This window comes from Faucicola sp. SE7633, assembly GCF_059264685.1.
This window is the reverse complement of sequence record NZ_JCADBW010000015.1, coordinates 58,361-64,726: the sequence shown is the minus strand read 5'-3', so window position 1 is coordinate 64,726 and position 6,366 is coordinate 58,361. Positions and strand designations below refer to the sequence as shown.

General features: G+C 50.1%; 7 protein-coding genes and 2 tRNA genes. 7 read left to right on the top strand and 2 right to left on the bottom strand.

Going from position 1 to position 6,366, the window contains the following annotated elements:
* Positions 1–59 precede the first annotated feature (59 nt).
* The gene (locus AC5L4R_RS07090) at positions 60–440 is read right to left on the bottom strand and encodes a helix-turn-helix domain-containing protein (protein WP_395147521.1); all 381 of its coding nucleotides are present in this window, start codon (positions 438–440) and stop codon (positions 60–62) included.
* A gap of 207 nt (positions 441–647) precedes the next feature.
* Between AC5L4R_RS07090 and AC5L4R_RS07085 the strand changes: the two genes are divergently transcribed.
* From AC5L4R_RS07085 to rnt, 3 genes are all read left to right on the top strand, one after another.
* Positions 648–723 (top strand) — tRNA-Asn (locus tag AC5L4R_RS07085).
* A 282-nt stretch (positions 724–1,005) separates the two neighbouring features.
* Positions 1,006–2,100, top strand: coding sequence for a dihydroorotase (gene pyrC / locus AC5L4R_RS07080; RefSeq protein WP_494473215.1), 1,095 nt, complete (start codon positions 1,006–1,008; stop codon positions 2,098–2,100).
* A gap of 79 nt (positions 2,101–2,179) precedes the next feature.
* Entirely contained in the window at positions 2,180–2,935 is a 756-nt protein-coding gene (rnt, locus tag AC5L4R_RS07075) for a ribonuclease T (protein WP_494473216.1), read from the top strand.
* Positions 2,936–3,004: 69 nt separating this feature from the next.
* Here rnt and AC5L4R_RS07070 read toward each other — a convergent pair whose 3' ends face one another.
* Positions 3,005–4,021 (bottom strand): tetratricopeptide repeat protein, encoded by a 1,017-nt coding sequence (locus tag AC5L4R_RS07070; protein ID WP_494473217.1) that lies wholly within the window; start codon positions 4,019–4,021, stop codon positions 3,005–3,007.
* A gap of 305 nt (positions 4,022–4,326) precedes the next feature.
* On the opposite strand from AC5L4R_RS07070, the gene lysM reads away from it, so the two are divergent.
* The 4 genes from lysM to AC5L4R_RS07050 all read left to right on the top strand — a co-directional run bounded on the left by lysM (position 4,327) and on the right by AC5L4R_RS07050 (position 6,359).
* Positions 4,327–4,869 carry a peptidoglycan-binding protein LysM gene (gene lysM, locus AC5L4R_RS07065; RefSeq protein ID WP_494473218.1) on the top strand — a complete coding sequence of 181 codons (543 nt, stop codon included), beginning with the start codon at positions 4,327–4,329 and terminating at the stop codon, positions 4,867–4,869.
* Positions 4,870–5,075: 206 nt separating this feature from the next.
* Positions 5,076–5,151 (top strand) — tRNA-Asn (locus AC5L4R_RS07060).
* A gap of 163 nt (positions 5,152–5,314) precedes the next feature.
* Positions 5,315–5,872, top strand: coding sequence for a hypothetical protein (locus AC5L4R_RS07055; protein WP_494473219.1), 558 nt, complete (start codon positions 5,315–5,317; stop codon positions 5,870–5,872).
* A gap of 73 nt (positions 5,873–5,945) precedes the next feature.
* Positions 5,946–6,359, top strand: a complete 414-nt coding sequence (locus AC5L4R_RS07050; protein WP_494473220.1) for a hypothetical protein — start codon at positions 5,946–5,948, stop codon at positions 6,357–6,359.
* The last annotated feature ends 7 nt before the right edge of the window (positions 6,360–6,366 follow it).

Below are 6,366 nucleotides of genomic sequence, written 5' to 3'. Positions count from 1 at the left end.
AGCGGTAATGCTCAAGGTTAATAGCAATAAACCTAGCATTAATTTAAACCCAATTTGCTTTAGTAAATCGGCTTGCTTAAAGAGCGGGGTCTTTTTTTAAAACTCCATTTGATTCGACGTAAGGTTTCTAAAAAGGCATTATAAGAAATATCGACATCGGGATGGTCTTTTAAGTACTGTTCTCTAAGCTGTTTTGCGGTGTCGAATTGCTGAGCGTTAACGTAGTCCTCAAAGGCGATTAGGTCAGTGATAATGTGTTTTACGCCAACAGGTGCAAAGGGTTTTGGCTTGGTATTCCCTTGTTCTTGATAGAGCTTTATCCAGTCATTAAGGGTGTTGCGGTTGATTTCAAACAGCCTGGCTGTTTGGCTTTTGTTGCCTGTCTTTTGCCAGTGGTTGACGGCTCTGTCTCGTAAGTCTTGGTTGTATATTTTGGGCATGGTGGTATTGGTTTAAAATGCTTATTATATTACAGTTTTAACTATAGAAGTCAGCAATCGGCGATACAACCTCCCGTTTGCTGTGGTCTCAAAAAAAAATCTGATTTTTTTTGCCCAAGACGCTTGACAGGTTAATTTTTTTTGCTAAAATATGCTCCACTTTTGACTCACAAGCCATTATCTGCTTGCGGTTAAAACACCGACTATTCCCCAATAGCTCAGTCGGTAGAGCATCGGACTGTTAATCCGTGTGTCCCTGGTTCGAGCCCAGGTTGGGGAGCCATTTTATACCCTCTTGTTGCTTACAAGAGGGTTTTTTTTGTGCCTAGCGGTTGTGGGCTGGTGGCTGGATTAGGGTCACAGGCTTAAACACGTCTAAAACGACATTGGCTGTCGCTTGGTTGGGTATTTTGGCAGGGTTTGCGCATTTTGCCATAGGCTTTCTGGCTTAAATTTGCTATCATTCTCACGCTTTGCACCCACTGCCTATGCGTCGGTTTGAAAAGGCGCGTGTTTTTAGGTGTCAAAGGTGCAACCATTATCATCCAATCTGTAAGGGGTCATAATGTCCGCTGAGAATCCCTGTGTCCAAACCTTGACCATCACCGCGCCCGATGATTGGCATTTGCATTTGCGTGATGGCGCGGCGTTGGCGACCACAGTGCCCCATGCCGCTGCCAGCGTACGCCGCGCGATTTGTATGCCCAATTTGGTGCCGCCCGTCACCACAACCGCACAAGCATTGGCGTATCGTGAGCGGATTGTGGCGCATGTGCCTGCTAAGTGGCGTGCGCGGTTTGAGCCGTTGATGACGTTGTATTTGACTGACAACACCAGCCCCAGTGAGATTGATGCGGCGGTGGCATCGGGCGTGGTCAAGGCGGTCAAGCTGTACCCAGCAGGCGCGACAACCAATTCAGCCGAAGGGGTGACCCATATCGACCACTGCACCGACGTGCTTGCCAAAATGGAGAGCGTCGGGCTACCACTACTGGTGCACGGCGAGGTCACGCACGCGCATGTCGATATTTTTGACCGTGAAAAACGCTTTATTGATGATGTGCTGGTCAATATCATCAACAAATTTCCTGCTTTAAAAATCGTCTTTGAGCATATTACCACCAGTGATGCGGCGGATTTTGTTTTGGCACAAGGTAAGCAGGTTGCCGCAACCATCACGCCGCAGCATCTGCTGATGAACCGCAACGACTTGTTGGTCGGTGGTATCAAGCCGCATTTGTATTGCCTGCCTGTGCTCAAACGCCAAAGCCACCAGCAGGTGCTGCTTGATGTGGCGACCAGTGGCAATCCCAAGTTTTTTATGGGCACAGACTCTGCCCCACACGCCACCCACACCAAAGAAAACGCTTGCGGCTGTGCAGGCTGCTATACCGCGCCGTTTGCGTTGGCGTTGTATGCCGAGGCGTTTGAACGCATGGGCAAACTTGATAAGCTAGAAGGTTTTTGTAGTGTCCACGGGGCGCGGTTTTATGGCTTGCCCGTCAATGCCGACACTGTGACACTGGTGCGTACACCGTGGCAAATCCCGACAAGCTACCCGTATTTGGACGGGCATAGCCTCACGCCGCTGATGGCAGGACAGACGCTTCACTGGCATGTCCAAACCGACGCATCACAAACGGTTAATAATGGCGCATAACGCCTGATGGGTCAGCCGCTGGCTGGTTGATTCATCCTGTTTTATCATCTTTTTAAATTGACAAATTATTGCTGCGCCAATGACTGATACCACGACCCACTCACCTGCCCCAACCGATGAGGCTGCCATTAACCGCCCGATTGGCACGGCGATTAGCGAGCGTTTTCGGCATTATTTGCCCGTGGTGGTTGATGTCGAAACCGCAGGTTTTAATGCTCACACCGACGCGCTGCTAGAAATCGCCTGTCAGCCGATTTTGCTTAGCGATGATGGGGTATTTTATGCCGGTGAAGCGGTCAATGCGCATATTGAGCCATTTGAGGGCGCAAACCTTGAGCCGCGCGCGCTACAGTTCACGGGAATCAATCCGCATAGTCCCATGCGCAAAGCCATCGCTGAGGATGAAAAAGCCGCCATGCGCCGCGTATTTAAACACCTAAAAAACGTGCGCCAAGCGGCAGGCTGCAGCAAGTGTATTTTGGTTGGGCATAACGCGCATTTTGATTTGGGCTTTTTAAATGCGGTCGTTGAGCGCACGCACACCAAAAACCAAAATCCGTTTCATCCGTTTTCGGTACTCGACACAGTGACGCTATCGGCGTTGGCATTTGGGCAAACCGTACTGGCGCGCGCCTGTCAGGCAGCAGGGATTACGTTTGACGGCAACGAGGCGCATTCAGCGTTGTATGACACCCAAAAAACCGCCGAGCTGTTTTGTTATATTTTAAACCATTATCCGCGGCTGGCATCGGCGTTGGACACCTCAGGTCAGTCAGAGCATGCCAGCGAATCCAGCACGCCAGCAGACCTGCCCGATGACGCAAACGGAGCATGATTTGTATGATTTAGTGCTTACATCTGCATTTAAATCAAAGATGATCGGTGGAGAATGACGCACGGTGAGTTAAATTTTTACCCACACAATCACCGCCGACGCAATCACCACCAGCACAGCGGTGGCAATGGCTAAACGTTGTAGATATTGGTTATCGGCTTGTTGGGTTTGTTTCAGGCCGTCTGCCGCTGCCATGCTTGCCAATACCGCCTGCGCACCCACGTGCCCGTTCTCTGCCGCCTGTGCCAGCCAAAACCGTCCTTGCGCCATATCAAGCGCGACCCCTTCACCAGCAAAATACAATTTGCTCAACGCCTTGGCGGCACGCGCGTCACCTTGTTTGGCGGCAGCTTCAATCAAACCAAACGCCTGCTGGCTATTCGGCGTTATCCCAAGCGTTGCACTGCCACGAAATACCACCAAAGCTTGCCGCAAGCGCGCGTCTGCCAAACCGTGCGCGGCAGAGTCGCTGATGACCGCATACGCGTGCGCATCATCGGGCTGTTGCTGCCACACGCTGACGGCGTTTTGATACGCTGCGTGGTCTTTGTCATCGTCAAGCGGCACGTCTGTGGCTAAATCCTGCTCCAATTCGCTTAGGCTATCTTGCACTTTGGGGCGATTATCTAGCAGTGAATGCGATTGTTTGAGTAGATTGATATGGATGTTGGGATTGGCAAGTGCGCGCTCAATCTCAGCTTGGCTAAGCACGCTAGGTTTAGCAGGCTGAGCAGGTAGCGCGTCAGAGGGTTGAGAGTGGGCGGTGGGCGATAGCGCAGCGTGGGCTGTGGCATCACGGACACTATCAACAGCTATCGACGGCGCGTGGCTGGCTACGCTGGTCTGGGTGGGCTGATAAAAATCGGGCAATTCATACTGACGGTAGTACACAGGGGCAGTTTTTGGACGCAACATTGGCGACACAAGCGTCACGGGTAGGGACAAATCGCGGTCTATCAGCGGATTGTCCAAATCGGTAATCACGTTTTGGCTGTCTGCCACGTGTTTTGCAGCCTGATTATAAAACGCATTACTTGACTGTGCGTGCGGCTGTGCTGATAACGCTAACGATGTTGGTTGTTTCATAGGTTTACCAATCGATGATACCCAGTTATGCTCAGATTGTGCCCAGATTATGGGCAGAAATTTGCTTGCATCCTGCTTTTGGCATTATAGGCCTTTATCATCATCATTTGCTAACCGTTGCTAACCAAAAACGACCCAAACAACAACCAACGCTTGCCAAAACCTTCATGACAACCCATGCGATTTTTGTTAGGCTGTATTTAATTTAAATAACCCACCTGTCTTAACCACGTTTTAAGTGGTAAACGCCTGTTTGGTTATTACTTATCACATCAAACCACCTTGACTAAAAACGGAGCATCATCATGGGACTATTTAGCTTTGCCAAAGACGTTGGCGATAAAATCTTTCATCGTAACCGAAATAATGATCAAGCTGCTAACCCTGCCAGCCAGCCACAAAGCCAAACAGCACCTTCTGCGCAAAATACCGCACCCAACGTGCAAGTGAGTGCACCTGCTGAGCCCAATCCACAAGAAATTGCCAATCTGCTTATCAAACGTATTCAGCAGTACGCCAATATTGACGCACTCAGCGTGAATTATGACGGCAATACCGATACTGTGACCATCAACGGGACAGCCGCCACCCAAGCTGACCGCGAAAAAGCCATTTTGGCCGCGGGTAACGTGCAGCACGTTGAACATGTGCAAGACAATATGTCAGTGGTGCAGCCTGCTGCCGAATCACGCATGTACACAGTCAAATCAGGCGATACGTTGTCAAAAATTGCCAAAGAAGTGTATGGCGACGCCAACCAATACAACAGAATTTTTGAAGCCAATCAGCCGTTATTGACCGATCCCAACAAGATTTATCCTGGTCAAGTGTTGCGTATTCCGCAATAATGCCTAACGTAATGCCTGAGGTTTTGCCTTTTTAGGTTCAATTTTTCTGGGGCTAATTTTTTGGATTTAGTAGCCAGTGGTACATTGGTATCACTGGTTTTTGGCTATTTTTCACGTGTAGCATCAACACTCAGCAAAAAAATGTCAAAAAACGCTTGACGGCACGCGCAAACATCGTTATCATACGCACCACTTGATACGACTGTTCCCCAATAGCTCAGTCGGTAGAGCATCGGACTGTTAATCCGTGTGTCCCTGGTTCGAGCCCAGGTTGGGGAGCCAATCAAGTTTAAGTGTTTGGCTTACTTGCTTAGTGTATCAAACCTATCTATTGCCCGTTCCTGTGTGAATGGGCTTTTTTCTGTCTGTTAGTTTTTTACTGCCCGTTTTTTGGCTGTTGTTTTGTTATCCTTTACAATTCTAACGATTTATACCACCATCTGCCATGGCTGACCTTGCTTTTACCCCTGCCCAAACCGCTTTTATCACCCTGCAACAGGCGATTGACCGTGAGCGTATCGCGCGCTTGGTCGAGGCACAGCAGCAAGGCAAGCTGTCGGACGCTGATCGCGCGTATTATGGCCAGTTGATTGATGGGTTTATTGCGCTGGTGCGGTTGCCTGATTCGGCGCGTTTTGCCATGCAGCTATTGCCAGAATTTAAAATCACTGTGCCTGCGCTGCTAGATGGCATGGCATTTTGCGCGCTGCGTGATAAGTCGCCTGAAGCCTGTGTGTTTGCTGCGTTTATGCTTGATCAATCGCTGCTACAACGTGATTTGTCACCGCTGTTTCATGTAGTGCTTGAGTACGGTACGCCGCCGCTGTGGGTGGAGCTGGTGAAACAGGTCAATCACGCGCCTGCTGAAGCGATTGTGCAAAAGGTGTACGCCAGTGACGCGGCGGTACAAGCGTATTGGGAACAGGCGATTTTGGAGCTACCCAACGCCGATGATTTAAACGCCAGCGATTTAAATGCCGACAAGGTGTATAATGCACATTGATGGCTGATTTGGCAAGGACGTGCCAAATACGCCCTACCAAACGTCCGATTTGTGTTACCCAGCGAGAACCGCCATGCCCAACAACCGTAGCCGCAACCGCCACAAAAAAACCGCGCCTGTCATGGTGCCGCTGCACATCAAACTTACCGAAGAGATGCACGCGCTGCTATCCGACGTTGCTAAAGCACACGGCTTTCCGCGTATTCAAGGGCTGATTCGGCTGTATATTCGCCAAGGCTTGGACGCTGAGAACGTCGGCTATTCACTGGCAGATGACCACCGTTTTTTAGAAAAGCTCAAACGTCAAGGGGTTAGCGAGGCTATCATCAACGGCGCACTAACCTCTGACACTGATAACACGCCCACCACACCCCAGACCACCGCCCTACCCGATGGCAACGCCTCGCCGATACCGCAGCCGTTATCGGCGGATGTGTCGGATTTGATTACGACAGATTTGGCGGATTTGATAAGCCGCAAGCCTTAAGCTCACA

Excerpts from the sequence above, each read along its gene's own strand:
- AC5L4R_RS07090 (WP_395147521.1), bottom strand. The coding sequence starts at position 440 with ATGCCCAAAATATACAACCAAGACTTACGAGACAGAGCCGTCAACCAC.
- pyrC (WP_494473215.1), top strand. The coding sequence starts at position 1,006 with ATGTCCGCTGAGAATCCCTGTGTCCAAACCTTGACCATCACCGCGCCC.
- rnt (WP_494473216.1), top strand. The coding sequence starts at position 2,180 with ATGACTGATACCACGACCCACTCACCTGCCCCAACCGATGAGGCTGCC.
- AC5L4R_RS07070 (WP_494473217.1), bottom strand. The coding sequence starts at position 4,021 with ATGAAACAACCAACATCGTTAGCGTTATCAGCACAGCCGCACGCACAG.
- lysM (WP_494473218.1), top strand. The coding sequence starts at position 4,327 with ATGGGACTATTTAGCTTTGCCAAAGACGTTGGCGATAAAATCTTTCAT.
- AC5L4R_RS07055 (WP_494473219.1), top strand. The coding sequence starts at position 5,315 with ATGGCTGACCTTGCTTTTACCCCTGCCCAAACCGCTTTTATCACCCTG.
- AC5L4R_RS07050 (WP_494473220.1), top strand. The coding sequence starts at position 5,946 with ATGCCCAACAACCGTAGCCGCAACCGCCACAAAAAAACCGCGCCTGTC.